This window comes from Boseongicola aestuarii (assembly GCF_900184815.1).
Lineage (GTDB): Bacteria > Pseudomonadota > Alphaproteobacteria > Rhodobacterales > Rhodobacteraceae > Boseongicola > Boseongicola aestuarii.
The window spans coordinates 258,924-274,794 of sequence record NZ_FXXQ01000003.1; the positions used below are offsets into that span (position 1 = coordinate 258,924).

12 protein-coding genes are annotated in these 15,871 nt (G+C 57.8%); 10 read left to right on the forward strand and 2 right to left on the reverse strand.

What is annotated here, in order from left to right:
* From BOA8489_RS07030 to BOA8489_RS07075, 10 genes are all read left to right on the forward strand, one after another.
* Positions 1-612 carry a glutathione S-transferase family protein gene (locus BOA8489_RS07030; protein WP_093973358.1) on the forward strand — a complete coding sequence of 204 codons (612 nt, stop codon included), beginning with the start codon at positions 1-3 and terminating at the stop codon, positions 610-612.
* Positions 609-1,649 (forward strand): saccharopine dehydrogenase, encoded by a 1,041-nt coding sequence (locus BOA8489_RS07035; protein WP_093973294.1) that lies wholly within the window; start codon positions 609-611, stop codon positions 1,647-1,649. Before BOA8489_RS07030 ends, BOA8489_RS07035 begins: the two co-directional genes overlap by 4 nt.
* 329 nt (positions 1,650-1,978) lie before the next feature.
* Positions 1,979-3,307, forward strand: coding sequence for a serine/threonine protein kinase (locus BOA8489_RS07040; protein WP_093973295.1), 1,329 nt, complete (start codon positions 1,979-1,981; stop codon positions 3,305-3,307).
* A 12-nt stretch (positions 3,308-3,319) separates the two neighbouring features.
* The gene (locus BOA8489_RS07045; protein ID WP_093973296.1) at positions 3,320-5,206 is read left to right on the forward strand and encodes an FHA domain-containing protein; all 1,887 of its coding nucleotides are present in this window, start codon (positions 3,320-3,322) and stop codon (positions 5,204-5,206) included.
* Positions 5,206-6,234 (forward strand): PP2C family protein-serine/threonine phosphatase, encoded by a 1,029-nt coding sequence (locus tag BOA8489_RS07050; protein ID WP_093973297.1) that lies wholly within the window; start codon positions 5,206-5,208, stop codon positions 6,232-6,234. Before BOA8489_RS07045 ends, BOA8489_RS07050 begins: the two co-directional genes overlap by 1 nt.
* Positions 6,231-7,508, forward strand: coding sequence for a hypothetical protein (locus tag BOA8489_RS07055; protein WP_093973298.1), 1,278 nt, complete (start codon positions 6,231-6,233; stop codon positions 7,506-7,508). The genes BOA8489_RS07050 and BOA8489_RS07055 overlap by 4 nt, the downstream gene beginning before the upstream one ends.
* Positions 7,509-7,659: 151 nt before the next feature.
* Complete coding sequence (locus BOA8489_RS07060) at positions 7,660-9,729, forward strand: dynamin family protein (protein ID WP_093973299.1); 2,070 nt, start codon at positions 7,660-7,662, stop codon at positions 9,727-9,729.
* Between the two features lie 10 nt (positions 9,730-9,739).
* Positions 9,740-10,984 carry a dynamin family protein gene (locus tag BOA8489_RS20720; RefSeq protein WP_245813703.1) on the forward strand — a complete coding sequence of 415 codons (1,245 nt, stop codon included), beginning with the start codon at positions 9,740-9,742 and terminating at the stop codon, positions 10,982-10,984.
* A 118-nt stretch (positions 10,985-11,102) separates the two neighbouring features.
* Entirely contained in the window at positions 11,103-11,480 is a 378-nt protein-coding gene (locus BOA8489_RS07070; RefSeq protein ID WP_093973300.1) for a hypothetical protein, read from the forward strand.
* Positions 11,481-11,491: 11 nt separating this feature from the next.
* Positions 11,492-12,286, forward strand: coding sequence for a hypothetical protein (locus BOA8489_RS07075; protein WP_093973301.1), 795 nt, complete (start codon positions 11,492-11,494; stop codon positions 12,284-12,286).
* 14 nt (positions 12,287-12,300) lie between these two features.
* Here BOA8489_RS07075 and BOA8489_RS07080 read toward each other — a convergent pair whose 3' ends face one another.
* Both BOA8489_RS07080 and BOA8489_RS07085 read right to left on the reverse strand, forming a co-directional pair.
* Entirely contained in the window at positions 12,301-14,538 is a 2,238-nt protein-coding gene (locus BOA8489_RS07080) for a TRAP transporter permease (protein WP_093973302.1), read from the reverse strand.
* 149 nt (positions 14,539-14,687) lie between these two features.
* On the reverse strand, positions 14,688-15,674 hold the full coding sequence (locus BOA8489_RS07085) for a TAXI family TRAP transporter solute-binding subunit (RefSeq protein WP_093973303.1): 987 nt from the start codon (positions 15,672-15,674) through the stop codon (positions 14,688-14,690).
* Between the last annotated feature and the right edge of the window lie 197 nt (positions 15,675-15,871).

Below are 15,871 nucleotides of genomic sequence, written 5' to 3' on the forward strand. Positions count from 1 at the left end.
CTGAAGTTGTATTGGGCCCCCGGGACGATTGCCTCGGCCTCGGCCATTGTTCTGGAAGAAGGCAATGTCCATTGGGAGGGCATTCGCCTTAACTTCAGAGAGGGCGACCAGATGAAGCCCGCTTATCACGCGGTGAACCCGAAGGGGCGCGTGCCGGCTTTGGTGACGCCCGGAGGTGTTTTGACCGAGACCGGGGCAATCCTGGAATATCTTGCCGCGACAGCGGTGCCGGGGCTTGTGCCGGTTGATCCGCTTCATGCGGCGCGGATGCGGGAGGTGATGTATTATCTGGCGTCAACGATGCACGTGAACCATGCCCATAAGATGCGGGGATCGCGCTGGGCGGATGATGAGCGGTCGTGGGCGGATATGAAGGCCAAGGTGCCCGAGACCATGGCGGCGAGTTGCGCCTATATCGAGGACCTTGTTGAAGGGCCGTTCCTGTTTGGAGACCATGTCACTTTGGCGGATGCCTGGCTTTATACGATCAGCACTTGGCTTGAGGCGGACGGCGTTGATGTCTCGCGCTTTCCCAAGCTTGAGGCGTTTCGCGAGGCGATGAGCGCGCGTACTTCGGTGAAGGCAGTGCGTGATCTGGGGATGATGGCGTGACGCATTTCTGGGTGCGCCATGAGCCTCGGGCGAACGAGGCGCGGGTCGGTGTGACGCCGGAGGGTGTTGCGGCGTTGATGGCTGCGGGTCATGACGTCACGGTCGAGGACGACCCGACGCGGTCGATTGGGGTGAGCGGGTATCGCGAGGCCGGCGCACAGATCGTGACGGCGGGGGGCTGGGTGGATGCCCCGAAAGACGCGGTGATTTGTGGGTTGAAGGAGTTGCCCGATGACGGAACCCCTCTGGTCCATCGCCACATCATGTTCGGACATGCCTACAAGGGGCAGGCCGACGGTGCTGTTTTGTTGGAGCGGTTTCGCGCAGGTGCCGGGACGCTTCTTGATCTGGAGTATCTGACCGAAACGAATGGGCGTCGCGTTGCGGCGTTTGGCGTGTGGGCCGGGTTCGCGGGGGCGGCGGTGTCGTTGATCGGTTGGGCGGCGGCGCAGGCTGGCCAACCGTGTCCCCCAGCGCGGACGTTCGCTACGGCCGATGCGATGACGGACTTCGTTCGCGACGCGCTGGGCGGTGCAAAACCGAGCGTGATCGTGATCGGGGCTTTGGGTCGGGTTGGCACCGGCGCGCGCGATCTTTGCGATCGTTTGGGTTTGCCGGTGACGGCGTGGGATATGGCCGAGACGGCATCCGGTGGTCCGTTTCCCGAGATTTTGGCGCATGATGTTTTTCTGAACTGTATTTTGGCGAGTCCCGGTGTGCCGGTTTTTGTGCCACGGGATGCGCTTGAAGCTGATCGGCGGCTTCAGATGATCGGGGATATCGCCTGTGATCCGTCGAGTGATTTCTCGCCGGTGAAAGTGTATGATCGGACGACGACATGGGAGGCTCCGGTTTTGCGGGTGCATGAGGTGCCTGTGCTGGATGTGATGGCGATTGATAACCTGCCGTCCATGCTGCCGCGTGAAGCCTCCGAAGACTTTGCGGGGCAGTTGTTGCCGCATCTGCTGGCGTTTGATTCTGATCCAAGCTGCGTATGGGCACGGGCTGTTGATATTTTTCGGATGCATATGGCCTAGCGCAACAATATGTGCGCGGATTTGCGCTAGTCAGTGAAAAATACAGAACAATTCTTGAAACAGTCGTCGGGCATTTGACCGCAACTTTGCGCTGTCTTGTGCCTTGGCGCATTTCGACCGCAAAATCTGGGATCCAAGGCGGCGACAATTCTAAAAATGCCGCAGGATTGGATACGTAATGACCCGTCCGCGCCACATTATGGGCCAAATCTGCCGATAGCTCTGATCAGGTCGCAGCAATCAGGTGGCGATATTTTGGCATATTGGGCAGTGCCCTGGCGCCAGGAAAGATCGCCTGACGAAGAGAGCGACAAAAACTTGGGTGAGAGATGAACGCAGGGCAACAAAATTACGATCCAGGGCTCTCTGAGAGCTTCGCGGATGCGTTAAAGCCCGGCACGGAGTTGCTGCACGGCCAGTTCAGGATTGAAAAGTTCCTGAATGCTGGCGGTTTCGGCATGACCTATCTCGCCCGCGACAGTCTGGATCGGATTGTTGTTATCAAGGAATGTTTCCCGTCTTCGATGTGTTGCCGCAACAACGGCAGCGTCATGGCGCGCTCGCGCCAGCATCAGGCGGAATTCGACGCGGTGGTGAAGCACTTCGGTGCCGAAGCACGCCGTTTGTCGAAACTGAACCACCCGCACATCGTAGGCATCCACCAGGTTTTCGAGGACAATCAGACCGCCTACATGGCGCTTGATTTCGTTCGCGGTCGTGATCTGCTCGACACGATTGAAGACCCGCGGATGAAACTACACCCTCGGGACGTGAAAGACATCCTTCTTAAGTGTCTCGAGGCGGTTCACTATATCCACACCAACGATGTTCTTCACCGCGATATTTCGCCTGACAACATTCTGATCGATGGCAAGGGCAACCCTGTTCTGATCGACTTTGGTGCGGCCAAGGAAGAAGCCACGCGCGCCAGCCGCGCGCTATCAGCTTTGCATGTGGTCAAGGATGGCTACAGCCCGCATGAATTTTATATCGCGGGTTCGACACAAGATGCTTCGTCGGACCTCTATTCGCTGGGTGCCACGTTCTACCATGTTCTGACGGGCATGGCGCCGCCGGATGCGCAGGCGCGCGTTTCGGCAATCGCGGGTGACCGGCCTGATCCTTACAAACCTGTGACAGGCAAGTTCCCGCAGTTCGAGGACGCGTTCCTTCATGCGGTCGACAAGGCGCTGAGTGTTTTCCCACCGGATCGCATCCAGACGGCCCGCGACTGGATGGAACTTGTCGATACCGAGCGTCGCCGGTCCGCCGCGTTGCAGCAGGCCGAACTTGATCGCCAGATCGAGCTGTCAATCTCGCGTCTTGTTCAAGAAACGAACAGGGCGGTTGAAGAAGACATTAAAGAACACGAGGCCAAGTCGAAGGCCGAGAAAAAAGAAGCTCAGCGGTTGCAGAAGCTGGCTGAGGAACAGATGCGACAGCGAAAGAAGACGCTGGATGAACTGGCAATGCTTGATGATCAGGTGTTCCTGGAAGAGCAAAGCCGAAATGCAGAAAACGCGATGCGCCGGTCCCAGATGGGCGGCAATCACGATGAGGCTGGTCGAAAACGCAAGAGATCGATCCTGAGCCGTTTGCTCCCATTCGGATTACTGCGCGGGACATTCCGCGGCAACGGTCCTTCGGATTATCTCTAGAGAGGCAGAATCATGAAATTGTTCAAGAATATCATGTCGAGAAAGCCCGACCCGGAAGAAGCGGTGGGCAAGATTGATCTGGAGATGGACGTTGAGCCATTGCGTCGCCGCAGCGAGCCGCTGGCAGACGATACCGGTCGCGTGAATTCCAGCCGACGGACGTCCGACTTTGATGATCCGCTGTTTGCAGATCGCTCGAAGCCGACGTACGAGCGCGAAGAAGAGCCTGAAGAAGTCGATGGCGCTGGTTGGGGCGCTGCGGCCTGGGACGACCAGGATGATTGGGACGATGACGACGACGATTGGGGCGACGACGATGGCTTTGATGCCAATGGCGAAGACAAGACCCATCTTGTGAGTGAAATTCGCGGTGCCGTGAGCTCGGTGAGCCACGTTTCGCCGGACGATGAACATGAAGATAAGGGTGACGCTAGGCACACCGAGTTCCCTGCAAGCCGCTGGTCTGACGATGCGGATTTCGGTCGCAAGGCGATTGCGCGCAGCCAACTTGGTAGCCAGGTCGACGGCGCCGAAGACCGGCTGCTTCGCGAGACGAACTCGAAGTTCGTTGACAGCGAAGGTAGCCGCCGGCGGTCTGCAATGGCGCACCTCAAGGCCGCCGCGCAGGCGACCAAAGCGGATCGTGTGCTCAAGCATGTTGCCGAGCGGGACCCGACTGCGGACCCGGACGAGCAAAGCCCATACCGCGATGATCTGGCGAAGGTCGTTCGGCCCCGCACATCGAGCCGTCCGATCAGCCGTCCTGTAAGTCGCCCACGAAGTGAACCGGCGTCTTGGGATCAGGGCACAAGTGACGATGACGCCGCTTTGTTTGCCGCGAGCGAAGATGAGATGCTCGAAAGCAACGCGATGGATACTGTTTCGGATGAAGAGCACGACGATCTGATGGCGCATGCGCCCGACGATCTCAGCGCGGACGATTTTGCGGACGACGCGGATTTTGACCGTGAGCCGTCCGCCTTTGCGGGTTCTGCTTTCGCCGATGACACCGACGATGAGGACGACGATGAGACGTCGGGCTGGGGCAGCCGTTTTGCTTCGGATGACGACGAAGGCATTGATCGCTCTGCATTTTCTGATGAGCCGGAACCTGATGTCTTTGCGAAACAGGGCGCCGCGATAAAGAGCGACGGCTTTGGCGACGACAGCGACGAGGCCGACGACGGGTTCGATATGGATGAAGATCTGGATTCAGATGGTCCTGTCGCAAGCAGCGTTGTTTCTGAAGTTGTTGCGTCCGCAAATGCCGAAGAAGATGACGAAGACTCTGCTGATGACGAATTCGTTCGCCGGCAGATCGTTGAGATGTCAGGCGTTTCCGAAGCAGCGGCCGAGGTCGAGCCTGTCAGCAAAGCGGATGGATATGTGAATGTCGGTGCGGCGGTTTCGGGTCGCGCCGGGCGAAGTGTGGGTCGGGTCAAGACACGTCTGCTTGGTTTTCAGGCGCAGGAAGATGCACCGGAAGATGTATTTGAAAGCGCCAAGACGGCAGGTGAATCGAACAAGTCCGAGTTTCCTGTGGGGTGGATCATTGTCATCAATGGCCCAGGGCGAGGATCGTGCTTCACAATGTTCTCTGGCGTTAGTCAGATTGGACGGGGCGAAGATCAGGCTGTCCGCCTTGATTTTGGCGATACCTCGATTTCTCGCAACAACCACGCAGCCGTCGCTTTCGATGACGAGCAGGGCAGGTTTTTCCTCGGGCACGGCGGTAAATCGAACCTTGTGCGCCTGAACGGCAAGCCGGTCTTGTCGACGGAAGAGCTTGCGAACGGCGATCTGGTTCGAATTGGCGAAACTACACTGAAATTTGTGGCGCTCTGTGGTGAGGACTTCACCTGGGCGTCTTCCGAAGGCGAAGGGACCGCGGCCGAGTAATGACGAAGTCGCCTGACATAAGGTTTGACGTTGCATCCGTCCTCAATCGCGGTCGTCGCGACTACCAGGAAGATGCAATTGCGACGGACTTCCCGCGCGGCGCGGAGTTCGGCTATGCCGTCCTGTCGGACGGTATGGGCGGACATGCTGCCGGGGATGTTGCGTCGAAAATCGTCGTAACCGAAATGTTCAGCGAACTGAAATTCCAGTCGTCCGATACCAAATCTTTTGTCGAGAATGTCTGCGAAGTCCTGAAGGGCGCGGCGGTTTCCGCAAATGCCTGCATGGCCGCCCATACGTCGAACAATCCCGACACTGCCGGAATGGGCGCGACTCTCGTGGCGCCGGTGTTCCTGCGTGACAAGTTGTTCTGGATCTCGATCGGCGACAGCCCACTCTATCTTTATCGCGGTGGCCAATTGCGCCAGTTGAACGAAGATCATTCGCTGGGTCCGCATATCGACTACATGGTGAGATCCGGCATGATGTCCGAGGATGTTGGCCGTAATCACCCGGATCGCAATGCTTTGACCTCGGTGCTGATCGGCGAAACCATCGAACGCATTGATTGCCCCGAGGTGCCTTTCCAACTGCGCAACGGTGACATTCTGGTGGTCGCAAGTGACGGCCTGCAGTTCCTGTCCAACAGCAAGATCAGAAACGTCCTGCGTGACAGTGACGACCAGCCCGCGATGCGCATTGCCGATCGTTTGATGAATGAGCTGGCAACGCTGGGTGATCCTGAGCAGGACAACATTTGCTTTTCTGTGATCAAGGTGCGCTTCAAGCAGCAACCAGAAGAGAACGCCAATATTTTCACGCCGGAGTTTGAGAACCGCGCGACCAAGCGCCGGCAGGTAACGACGCGTCCCATCAAGCCGAAGCCGGTGCCTTCCGAAGAGCCGGTTTCCGCAAACCGGGACAGCAAAGAGCCTGCGCCAAAAGCGCAAACCAGCCAAAAGGCGACCCGTGAAGGTGGGCCGATCTTTCTGCGGCGTCGTTGGCTTGCCTCGGATAGTGGCGCATGAAAGATACGGCAGCCGACGAAGATGTCATCGAGCGGCTTCAGTTTGCGCTGGCCGCCGAAGCCTTGCCAAAAGCCGCACGTGAACACGCTTCGCTTCTGCTGAAGCGATTGTCGTCGCCAGTGCGCGTCTCGGTTCTCGGACTTCCGGGCGCGGGCAAGTCCGAAATACTGAATATGTTCATCGGCCAACGGCTGCTTCCGAAAGACAGTAAGCTTCCGACCACAGAACTGACCTACGGCGCCGTTGCGCGCATTGTGGTCACGGGGGCAAACGGCAGCCGGCAGGTGGTCGAGGGACTGGATTTTGACAAGGCGCGGGCTGTTTCGCCGGCCTTCATGCGCATCGAAATGCCCATTCCGCTCTTGCAGCGGATCAGCTTGCTGGAGGTGGTCACTGACGGTTCCTCGAGCGAATTCCAATCTGCAATCGACTGGGCCGTGCGGCGGACGGATATTGCTCTTTGGTGCACGCAAACGTTTGGGCCAGCCGAAGCAAAGCTCTGGGCGCGCGTGCCCGACAGTCTCAAGGACCACGCCTTCCTGGTGTTGTCGAAAGCGGATGAGTTATCCGCGAAAAGTGCGCTGACCTCGCGAATCGCCGATCTTGAAACCATCGTCTCGGAGGAGTTCCATTCGCTGTTCGCGGTGGCAACTTTGCAGGCGATTAAGGCACATGGTGCAAACGGTGCGATCGACGAAGCGATTTACCATGCGTCGGGTGGAGGCGCGTTGAGCGCGGAAATCCTGCGTCACGCCGAGCGCGGTCGTCGGGCTGACGTAGACAGCGCGCATCTTTTCCTTGCGCGGTATCAGATCAAGTCACCTTCAAAGACGAAACCGGCATCTGAAGCGCCCGAATCCAAAGGCAAGGCTTCGAAGCCAGCGCCTGAGCCAAAAGCGGTGGTAGAGCCCGCGCACCGTGGAAATGAGCGCGGATTCGAAAGCGAAATCGTTGAAAATGAGGCAATTTTCTTAGATTCTGCTCAGTTTCTTCGGCGACGCGGTGATGCTCTATTGCAGTCCGCGACGAAACTGGGCCGGAGCAAGGCCGATGGCATTGTCACTCAATGCGTGGACGCGGTCGAGCATCTGGTGGACCTGTTCAGCGACGACGATTCCGGCTGCGCAGTGGTCGATGCCTTTCTGGATGATCTTACGGAAGCCTCTGACCTTATGGTCTTAATGCAGGTCGAAAGTGGCGATGCGTCGGCGGCGGACGCGGCAACGCTGTTGCTGCAGCTTCGCCGCGAAATGGAAATGAAATTGGCAGCTTAGGAAGGTTGAACACACGACATTGACCGAAAATCCGTCACAAAAAGGCCAGATTGGCCGGGAATTCTAGCGCAGTTCGAAACGATGGCGCCTGAACAGAAGTTGTGCACGGCCGGAAGGCCAAACAGGTGTGTGTGTTCTTTAGGTAGTAGATATGAAAGTTGACACGAGGATCATGGAAGAAGGTGCCGCCCCAGCTGCAGGCAATGCGCATCTCCTCGGGCGTGGGTTCGAGGGGCTTGAACCTTACTTGCAGAAATCCCGCGATTTGCGACAGGCGCTGGTTGCTCTTGGCAAAATGGGCGACAAGTCCACGAACCGCACGGCCCGCCGTCTCCATCACCAACTGAAACATGCCGAACCTTCCGTCACGATGATCGGACAGGTGAAGGCCGGCAAGACATCGCTTGTAAATGCGATGGTTGGTTTTCCTGATCTTCTGCCGGCGGACGTGAACCCGTGGACATCGGTAGTGACGTCCCTTCATCTCAACCCGCATGTGTCCCAGGACGAGAACCGCGCGAGCTTCCGTTTTTTCGATATGGAGGAATGGAGTCGACTTCTGGATCGCGGCGGTCGGATTGGTGAGCTCGCTGCCCGTGCCGGCGCAGAAGACGAACTTGAGAAAGTGCGTGAGCAGGTCATCGAGATGCGTGAGAAATCGCGCGAGCGCCTCGGCGACAAGTTCGAACTCCTTTTGGGCCAGCAGCACGACTATGGGTATTTCGATAACGAACTGATCGAGCGTTACGTCTGTCTTGGCGACGATTTCGAGGACGACTTCGAGACAAGTCAGGCGCAAGGCCGTTTCGCGGATATAACAAAGTCCGCTGAGATCTTCATGCACCGTCCTGAAATGCCGATGCCGCTTTGCATTCGCGACACGCCCGGCGTGAACGATACGTTCATGATCCGTGAGCAGATCACGATCCGCGCAATCCGCGAGAGCCGTATCTGTGTCGTCGTGCTCGCGGCGCATCAGGCGCTTAGTTCGGTCGACATGGCGCTTATCCGCCTGATCGCGAACGTGAAGTCGCGCGAAGTCATTATCGCCGTGAACCGTTGCGATGAATTGAGCGACCCGCTGACGCAAATCCCTCAAATCCGCAACAGCATCCGCAAGACGCTTTCCGAGCATGATGGTCCAAAGGATGCGCAGATCATTTTCTCGTCCGCCTATTGCGCGACTGCCGCCCTGACGGGAAATATCGATGCGATCGATGCCGAAACGCTTGAGGCTTTGACGGCCTGGGCAGTTGAAGATGGCCGTGTGACGGATCCAGATGCCCTTACACCCGAAGAACTGTTGTGGGACATTTCAGGTCTTCCAAGCATTTATGCAGCTTTAAGCGAACGGATTTCCGATGGCGCCGGGCAGGATATGCTGGACCGCATCGCCAAGTCCGCAATGAACCTTGCCAATGGCCTGAACGCCGCGCACCAGGTGGTCTCGCGCCGCGAGTCTGATATCGGCTTGCCGCCTCTTGAAAAAGGTCAACTTGAGAGCGAACTGAAGCGCATCGAGGCAGATTCCATTGCAGCGATGAACGCTGCATTTGAAACGACCATCCAAGAGTTTCAGAAAAGGCTTGAGCGTTCACACCGAAGCTTCCTCGAACGGGCGACCGGCTCCTTGCTGAAACACCTTGAAGAGAACGGTGAAAGCGAAGTTTGGGAATATGATCCAAGTGGTTTGCGGATATTGCTGCGCACCGCCTATCAGGTCTTTGGGCGCAAAGCGCAGAAGACCACGAAAGATCTGCTGATCGAGACGGCAGAAACCTATGCCAGTGTCTATTTCAGACTGTTCGATGTCGCCGAAGAGGACTTCGGGATCGAGGCGCCCACGCCGCCGTCAGTGCCGTCTCCGGTGTTGTTGGGGCAAACGATCGCGCTTGATCTCAAGGGAACGTGGTGGTCGCGCTGGTGGCACAAACGCAGGGGTTTCCGCTCATTCGCGACTGAATTCGCGGACATGATCAAGTCTGAAACGGATCCGATTGTGGAGAGCCTGAGTGGCGCGCACGCGGAGTCCATTCGTGAAGCATCATTGCAGGAACTGAGGGAATTCATGGCCGAGCAACGCTTGCTGCTCACGCGCCTGTCGGAAGAAGCGGACAATGCACCCGGCGGGGCTGCGGCACTGCTCGATGCTGAAGGCACAGCGATCAAACGTGCACAACTGAAGCAAACAATGGCCACGTTGACGGAAATTGCGGCCTGAGGGGGTTACGATGGAAGACCAGAACGAACATCAGGATGGCACTGAAGAACCAACAGAGCATGACAGCGTAGAAAGCTCGGTTTTTCGTGTTCTGGATGCGAGCCGCAAATCCGCCTTTGAAGAGGACAACGCGACGCGCATCGAATCGCGACCCTCGTTTGACGTTACCGATCCGATTGATGACTCGCGGATTTCTCGTTCGCAGGATGATTTCGCGTCGGATTTCGCGGACCCTTCGCTGCTCTACCGTGGTCCCGCTGAGCCCGCACAAGCGGAGCAGGTGGAACAGGAAGATACACTTGAAGAACACGAGGATGAGCACGCGTCTTTTGACGATGTGACCGAAAGCGCATCAGAGGCCGAGGAATTCACCGTCATAGAAGCGGCTCCTGAAGAGCTGGTTGAGGAATCCGAAGCGCCGGGCCTGCCTGCGCGAGCTGAAGGCGGCAAGCCTGTTCTGTGTTTGATGGGAGAATTCAGCGCGGGAAAATCGACGCTTTCTAACCTGCTGATCAAGACAGCCGCTTTGCCGGTCAACGTCACCGCAACCCAACTTCCGCCAGTTTGGATTTCGAAAGGCAATAGTGCGCCTTATCGGGTGAACCACGATGGGCGTGAGTTCGAAATTGAGCTTGAGAAACTAGAAGAAGTGTCGGTCGAGGACACGGCGTTCATCCGCATTTTCCACGACGCAGAATTGCTCGATCATTGCGACTTGATCGACATGCCCGGTATTTCGGACCCGAATATGGACGCCGATGTATGGGAACGCGTTATCCCATATGCCGATGCGGTGATCTGGTGCACCCACGCAACGCAGGCGTGGCGGCAATCTGAGGCCGCCGTGTGGTCTATGCTTCCGCCCGCGCTTTATGCCAACAGCTTTTTGCTTTTGACGCGGATGGACAAGATTCTGTCAGATCGTGATCGAATGCGCGTCGCCAAACGCGTCGGACGCGAGACGGTCGGGCAATTTCGCGAGCTGTTCCCGATATCGCTGACCCGCGCCCTTGCGGCTGAAGGTGACGCCGAAAAGTGGGCAGCGAGCGGGGCCGAAGACTTCACCAATGCTCTGCACCAGCTTTTGGCGGAGATCGGGGAGCGCAAATCTGAATACGCACTTGCACATGCGCCTACCGCACCGGAAGAACCGGCAAAGTATGTGATGCCTTCTCGCGTTCAGCCAAAGAAGCTTCTTGCGCGCCGCCCCACAAGTCGCCCCACTTCAGCACCGGCTCCGCTTCCACCTCTCTAGTGTCGGACGCGTCGGTTTCGGCTCTTTAAGGCCAGCGGGGCTTGCGTCCGCTGCTCTTGCTGCGCATTAAGGTGTCGGCGATGGGCGCAGGGTGCTTTAGCGCGGCGAAGGGCGGATAATGGACGTCACCAAGGCATTGGATCAATTTCGTGCAGACGTGGAAGGCTGTGATCTTGCGGCCTTCGCTGATCTGAACACGTCGATGATCCTTTGTGTCAGCGCCTCGACCCGCCATGCGCAAGAGGAGCTGGACGCTTTGACCGAAACGGCTGCGGCGGTTCTGGACGGCGCGATATCAGAAGGTGCGCAAAGCCTGATCGGTGGTGAAAAGGCCCAAACGGCGATCACGATGACCCCGGTTGATGTGCGTGTCTATCTTCGCGCATCGCCCGCCAAGAGTGAGGCTCTGATCTGCCTTTGCTCGCCAGATGCTGACATGGCGAAAATCGTGGCGCGTGGCAGTGCGACTTTAGCCTCGATTATGGCTGAAGGGTAAGGTGGGACCGAATGGATGATTTCTCCCGCCTTGAAGCGACCCTGGCAAAGCTGCGCCAGCGCGCAAAAGCACCAGGTGAACACCGGATCATTCGCGGCGAGCCGGAACGTCTTTTGGCGGCCGTTGTCACCGAGATCGACGAGACAATCCTTCCGCGCGAAATTCGCTTTGCGTCTGGCGAAATCTCTTTCTCGATTGCCGTTGCGAACAGGCGGTTTCAGGCATTGATGACTGTTGTTCCGGCTCAAGACGCGACGACGAGGCTGGTTGGCAAGGCGATCGCGGATGTCGATGACACTGCGCTCGCGGAAGTACGCCATGCATTGACTGCCCTGCTGTCCAAAGGAAGAGAGTGGGCAATCGCAAGTCAGCGTCAAGCTGGCGGCGGGTTTCCCTCAGATGTTGGCGTTCCGACGGAGCCTTTGACGCGCGCGTGGGAGATTGCGCCCGTGGGGGAGACACGGACAAACCCGGGCGCCGCACTTGAGGACTTCCTGATCGCGCTGGATGCACGGGCCTCGGCATGGCTGCTCATCGAAGGCGAGGAAGTTAAGAAGCAATCCGGTTCAGAGAGCCTTTTGGCTGACCTCGGCAATCAGGCTGCTGTGTTTCTTGACGGCTATTTCAGCAAGAAAGACCTGCTGTTTCAGGGTGAGACGGGTCCAAGTGGACTTGTATTCGCGGGCGGAGCAGGTGGTGAGGCGGTCCTATTTCTGGACTGCGAGTCCTCCATGGCTTTCGTTCTCAGTAAATCGCAAGATGTTGCGACGCTCGCCCAGGATTGGCAGGCGCGCGTCGCTTTCTAGGGTGTTGGCTCGGTTCAGTCCGCGCCTGTGACTCGTATTTGCGCGTCCGGAGCGGGCTTGAACGTCTTCTGCACCAGATAGGTCAGAACGGTCACCCCAATCCCGACCAGATCGGTTATCAAACCGCCTGCAATCATGCAGAGCGCCGCAAGCATAAGGGCAGCCCGGATGAACCACGCCGTTCTGTTGCCCATGAACCATCCCTGCACACCCGAGGACAAAAGGTAGACCCCGAAGACGGCTGTGACGCCCGCGCGGATAATCTCCACCCATGAGCCATCCATCAGGATCGCGCCGTTGTAGAAGAACATGAACGGAACGATGAAGGCCGCGATCCCTATCTTGAAGCTGGCCACACTGGTCTCCATCGGGTTGGCGCCGGATATGCCCGCCGCAGCATAACTGGCCAGCGCTACCGGTGGCGTGATTGCCGAAAGAACCGCAAAGTAGAAGACGAAGAAATGCGCGGTCAAAAGCGGAATGCCCAGTTGAACCAGTCCCGGTGCCACGACAGATGCTGCCACCGCATAGGCTGCGGTCGTCGGCATGCCCATGCCAAGCAGGATCGAAATGCACATTGCAAAGAACAGCGCTAGAAGCTGCGAGTTTTCCGCGATTCCAAGCAGCAGCGAGGAGAACCGTGCGCCGACACCAGTGAGGCTGATCACGCCGACGATGATACCGGCACAAGCGCATACCGCGATGATCTGGATCGACATAACGCCCGCCAGTTCAAAGGCTTTCAGAATGGACCTTGGCCCCATCCGAAACGGCGTGAGCCAGGACACAACCGCCGCCGCGACCGTCGCCAATGTTCCGGCGCGGATGACGGAGTAGCCTGCAAACAAGGCATAGATCAGGATGATGATCGGCAGGAACAGATAGACCTGGCGCACCATCTTGTTGAACTTCGGCAGTTCATCTTCGCGCATGCCTCGCATGCCCAGCTTGGCGGCTTCGAAGTCGACCATGAAGTAGACAGACACAAAGTACAGTACTGCCGGAATGATCGCAGCGACGGCGATCTCGGTATACGGAATTCCGGTTACCTCGGCCATGATGAAGGCTCCCGCGCCCATGATCGGCGGCATGATCTGACCGCCCGTTGACGCGGCGGCTTCGACCGCGCCGGCCGTCTTGCGATGGTAGCCGACCTTCTTCATCAGCGGGATGGTCAGAGACCCTGTTGCGACGACGTTGCCCGCCGAGGTGCCGTTTATCATCCCCATCAGGCCAGACGCAAAAATGGCAACTTTCGCGGGTCCGCCGCGGGACCGACCGGCGGCCGCAAAGGCAAAGTTTACGAAATAGTCGCCCACCTTCGATGCCTGAAGGAAGGCGGCAAAGATGATGAACAGGATGATATAGGTCGAAGAAACTGCCGTGGTCGGCCCAAGAATTCCGGCATCGGTGTAAACCTGGCTGAAGAAGCGGGCCCAGTCTATCCGCGGAGAGTTCAGAAAGCCCGGCATCAAGTGGCCGACAAAGACATAAACCAGAAAGACGCCAGCAATGATCACCAAAGCCAGACCAGCAACGCGTCTGGTCAACTCCATGATCAACGCGGTCCCGGCGACCGCCGCCAACGAGATGCCGATCGGAGCGAAGGGCGTGCCGGTCGAATTCCGCATCAAGGTGCCGAAAATGGTGATGAGATAGGTCGCGACAGCAATGCCGCACACGCCAAGAACAAGGTCAGGCACGGAATACCGGCCCCGAGGAGTTCTGTGGACCCACCCGAGCAATATGCCACCGAATGTCGCGATCAAGAGTGGAACGCCGAACCAGAAGATCTCGGGCGTGCGGAACTCCGGCGCGATACCATTCCACATTTCGCCAGCGGAAATGCGCGACGCGAAATTCAGCGCCGAAAAGCAGGCAATCAGGGCAGGGACAAGCAATGCATATCCTGCGTAAGTCCAGAGCGGTGTCTCTGATCTCTCTTCGTCCGCAAACTTCAAGTGCGCGCTAAACAGCAAGAACCCCATGAACAGAGCACCGGACACGTGCACGATGCGGAAATTCCAGGTTTCAAGCGGAAAAGTCGGTAAGAAGGGAATACTTACCCCTGTCCATTCCGAAATGGACAATCCGTTCAACGCAGCCATATGGAACGCCGCATAGGCTGCCGCCAATGCTGCAATGAATGTAAAGCGCCAGCCTTCGAACAGCCGCCGGTTGCCCTCAATGGGTTCTTCATCAACGCCTTCGGCAATAACCGGTTCGTCGGAGTGTGCGGATGTATCTGTCATGATGCCCCTCTCGGCATAGCTTCGCCATTTGGTGCCACTCTAACGCAACACCTGATCCTGTCAGTCTTCTTTTTGGTGGAAATATCCTGGGGGTCCGGGGGCAAAGCCCCCGGTTGGTCGCCGCGCCAAAGGCGCGGCGAAACTATGTCTTACATTCCGTGGATCATGTCATCAGGAATGTTCGCGCCTGCGTTTTCCTTGAACCACTTGGCGGCACCGGGGTGCCACATCAGAACGCGGTTCTTGTCATAGTTCTCAGGCACTGTCGAGCGCGCGGCTGAGTGGACATTCACCATCCGCGGGTTATCGGACATGACCACATCGACGACAGTTTCGACAAAGCTCTCGGGCAGGTCACAGTTGGCAATCGCGAAGTTCCACATGCTGACCGAGCGCGCATCGGCTTCCAGCGTCGTATAGGTGCTGGCGGCGATGTTGAATTCGCTTACTGGGAAGGCTTCAAGAATTGCTGCCTGCTCGGCCTCTGTGAACTCGATGATGTTCACATCGGTCTGCACTTCAAGCTGGCTGACTGCGGGTACCGGAACACCAGCCGCGAAAGCGATCACGTCCAGAAGTCCGTCCTGAAGCTGGCTGCCCAGGTCGGTCCAGCCGCCGTTGCGACGCTCGAAGTCAACGCCAAGCGTTTCCATCATGCGTGGGAAGTACGTGTCCGATGTCGAACCGGCAGGGCCGAAACCGATCTTTGCACCGGCAGGGATATCAGCAATCGAGGTGATTCCGGACGAGGCCAGAGCCGTTACTGAGAACGGTGTCTGATACATCGGGAACATGGCGCATGCGCCGGTCATTTGAAGGCCGGGTGCAATCGGGTTCGTGCCAGCAAGCGACTCTGCTGCCGGGCCCATTGTAGTCATGCCGAACTGCGCGTCACCGGTGTGGACCAGCGCCATGTTCTGCATCGGACCGCCAGTGACTTCGCCACCGCCGGAAAGTCCCAGTTCTTCTGCAACCAAGTTGGCCCAACCGGAACCATACGCAAAGTATGTTCCACCCTGAGACGCAGTGCCGACAGTAAAGCTCTCCGGCCAGCCGGTTCTATCGACGTGGCCGTCCGCGACTGCAACTGTGGATGTAAGTGCGACGGCAACTGCCGTCAGTGCGACGTTTTTCATTAGATTTCCTCCCGTGATGACCGGTCCAGTCGACTGGTCTCTCTAAGATGCCAGATCACCAGGCATCCTCGCGCGATTAAGTGCGTGAACCAGCAGGTCAAGCGCAAGAGGGACGTCGCACCTGTTTGCGCAAACAGATGACTGTTCCGATCGATTTGTGCGGAGATTGGCCGAAAGATCTCTTCTTGATGTGCGTT

Bases quoted from the DNA above. Each gene is read 5' to 3' on its own strand.
- BOA8489_RS07040 (WP_093973295.1), top strand. From the start codon at position 1,979: ATGAACGCAGGGCAACAAAATTACGATCCAGGGCTCTCTGAGAGCTTC.
- BOA8489_RS07045 (WP_093973296.1), top strand. From the start codon at position 3,320: ATGAAATTGTTCAAGAATATCATGTCGAGAAAGCCCGACCCGGAAGAA.
- BOA8489_RS07050 (WP_093973297.1), top strand. From the start codon at position 5,206: ATGACGAAGTCGCCTGACATAAGGTTTGACGTTGCATCCGTCCTCAAT.
- BOA8489_RS07055 (WP_093973298.1), top strand. From the start codon at position 6,231: ATGAAAGATACGGCAGCCGACGAAGATGTCATCGAGCGGCTTCAGTTT.
- BOA8489_RS07060 (WP_093973299.1), top strand. From the start codon at position 7,660: ATGAAAGTTGACACGAGGATCATGGAAGAAGGTGCCGCCCCAGCTGCA.
- BOA8489_RS20720 (WP_245813703.1), top strand. From the start codon at position 9,740: ATGGAAGACCAGAACGAACATCAGGATGGCACTGAAGAACCAACAGAG.
- BOA8489_RS07070 (WP_093973300.1), top strand. From the start codon at position 11,103: ATGGACGTCACCAAGGCATTGGATCAATTTCGTGCAGACGTGGAAGGC.
- BOA8489_RS07075 (WP_093973301.1), top strand. From the start codon at position 11,492: ATGGATGATTTCTCCCGCCTTGAAGCGACCCTGGCAAAGCTGCGCCAG.
- BOA8489_RS07080 (WP_093973302.1), bottom strand. From the start codon at position 14,538: ATGACAGATACATCCGCACACTCCGACGAACCGGTTATTGCCGAAGGC.
- BOA8489_RS07085 (WP_093973303.1), bottom strand. From the start codon at position 15,674: ATGAAAAACGTCGCACTGACGGCAGTTGCCGTCGCACTTACATCCACA.